The following is a 2,358-nucleotide window of genomic DNA, read 5'->3' on the forward strand; positions in this document are numbered from 1 at the left end:
ATTACAAAGAGAATGAAGATGAAAATGCCTAATATCCCCCATATTTGGGCTGCGATAATGAACGGAAAACGAAGGACTCGTATCGTAGCACTCATTCGAAATACAGGTGTTGTGAAGGAGGCTAGCGCTGATAACGCCACGATGATCAACAAAAAGTTGCTGGTAATTGAGGCTTCAACAGCAGCCGTACCGAGCACAATACCTCCTACAATGCCAATCGTTTGCCCGATTTTGGAGGGTAATCTGGCGCCAGCCTCCCGTAACAGTTCAATCACAAGTTCCATAATGAGGACCTCCACAACCGGAGGAAAAGGCACGTTAATTCTGGAAGAAATAATCGTTGGCAAAAAAATATTTGATATCCCCTGCCCGTGGTACGTCATTACAGCAACATACAATGGTGTGGCAAAGATGGAAAACACCACAGATGTCATACGAATTAATCTCAATATAGAGCCGATCATCCAAGGCAGAAAATAATCTTCATAGGAAATGAAAAATAACCCCAAATTGACCGGCGCAAATACGGCTGTCGGGGACCCATCCATTAGTATGCAGACTTGTCCTGATGATAAGGCCCAGGAGACGTAATCCGGTCTCTCCGTACCAACTGATTGAGGAAAAACAGAATTAGAATTGTCTTCGATCATTTGTTGAAGCAATGTAATATCTGAAAAAACATCAAATTCTACATCCTCTATGCGCTGTATACATGTATTTACATATTGTTCATTCGTTGTTCCTTCTATGTAACAAACTGCCACTTTCGCTTTGGATGCACTACCTAAAGTAATCTCTTTTACACGTAGTTCGGGAATGGGAATACGCTTGCGGATCAAGTTAAGATTGACGTCCAATGATTCAACGAAAGCGTCTTTCGATCCTTCTACGGTGAATTCAACTTGGGGTTCCGTAACCTTACGGCCCTTGGAGAGAGAGGCTTTAATCAAGATAGTATGATGATTCTGAAGACCAAGTTGAATAGCTACATACCCCTGTAATATGTTAGTTTGAATTATTTTCGAATCACTTGAAATTTCTTTTTCTGCAACTGGAATGAGATTGTACAGATCATCTAATGAAACATTCGAATCCTCAGTTAGGCGTCCCAGAATATCACGGTGTAAGACTTGCTCGTCAATGAGTGAATTTATATAACCAATAAAATAAGGTTCGGATTTTGTCTTATGTTCGTAACAAACAAAATCCAGCGATTCGCTAAGCTCTTTCCAGATCTCAGGAACTGAACTCATGACACATCAACTCATTTTCCAGAATTTATTTTCATGAGTTCATTATTTCATATCAAGTGGTTAATTATTCTTATTTATTTTTACGATACAAATTTATTAAATCCTTCAACGCAGCTGCCGCCGCCCCTCGAGGGCTAGATGAACCCCCGATCGTACAAACTGCCCCCATTGTATCCGTGTGGAAAATGATACCTTTATTGGTGCCATCAACAGCTGACAACATATGTCCGGGGCTGATTTCAGTAGGAGCGATGTTAATGTGAACTTTCCCGTCCTGTTTATATGCTTTGGCAAGGAGCTTGAATTTCGTCCCCCGCCGTTTGGATTCAGCCATCTGCTCTTTTGTAATACCGTCAATCCCCTGTATAGACAGGTCCTTCAGTGAATAACGAGTACCCAATAAATCATTAGACAATAAGAGAATTTTGCAAGCACTATCTATCCCTTTTACATCCAAATCCGGATTGGTTTCTGCAATGCCTTTCTGCTGAGCAGTTCGTAATGCCTCTTCAAAAGAAAGATCATCTTCATGCATCCGGGTTAAAATATAATTTGTCGTACCGTTAAGAATCCCTTCGATACCAACTATGTCACTACCTGCCAAACTGATTTCACCAATATCCTTTGTTGGCAATGCCGCTGCAGTTGCTGCACTATATTTTATTCTTACTTCGTTGGCTTTTGCCACCTCGAAAACCGTGTCGTAGCGTGCCACAAGCGCACCTTTGGAAATGGTTACAACATCCATCCGATTATTGAACGCTGTTACAATGTTGGTCAGCCCCGGCTCGCCACTTTCTACATCCGTAGGGGTAGCCTCTACCAATACATCCGCATGAACGTAACTGTTCGTAAGCGGCACGCGGAAATCATGCGCATAATCAGATAACGACTTGGACCCTAGCTCGGATTCAGATAAAACATCCATATTCAGTCCTTCTTCCGAACTAATAAAACCATCCCGTCCTCCTATCGCTACCAGCCGTAATTCAAGATTGTAGTTTTCTTTAATAATTTCCGATTTCTCTTTTAGAAGACGAACAAATTCTCTGCCTACGGAACCAAAGCCAGTTAATACAATATTTTTTCTGAGCATAACTAATCC

2 protein-coding genes are annotated in these 2,358 nt (G+C 41.5%); both read right to left on the minus strand.

Annotated features, from left to right (window positions below; translation table 11 throughout):
* A partial coding sequence (locus AC1DUA_RS34110; RefSeq protein ID WP_477503962.1) for a spore germination protein occupies window positions 1–1,253 on the minus strand: 1,253 nt, incomplete at its 3' end.
* Window positions 1,254–1,323: 70 nt separating this feature from the next.
* Window positions 1,324–2,349 carry a homoserine dehydrogenase gene (locus tag AC1DUA_RS34115; RefSeq protein ID WP_477503963.1) on the minus strand — a complete coding sequence of 342 codons (1,026 nt, stop codon included), beginning with the start codon at window positions 2,347–2,349 and terminating at the stop codon, window positions 1,324–1,326.
* Window positions 2,350–2,358: the final 9 nt, after the last annotated feature.

This window comes from Paenibacillus sp. 01T422, assembly GCF_056398785.1.

Bases quoted from the DNA above. Each gene is read 5' to 3' on its own strand.
- AC1DUA_RS34115 (WP_477503963.1), bottom strand. From the start codon at position 2,349: ATGCTCAGAAAAAATATTGTATTAACTGGCTTTGGTTCCGTAGGCAGA.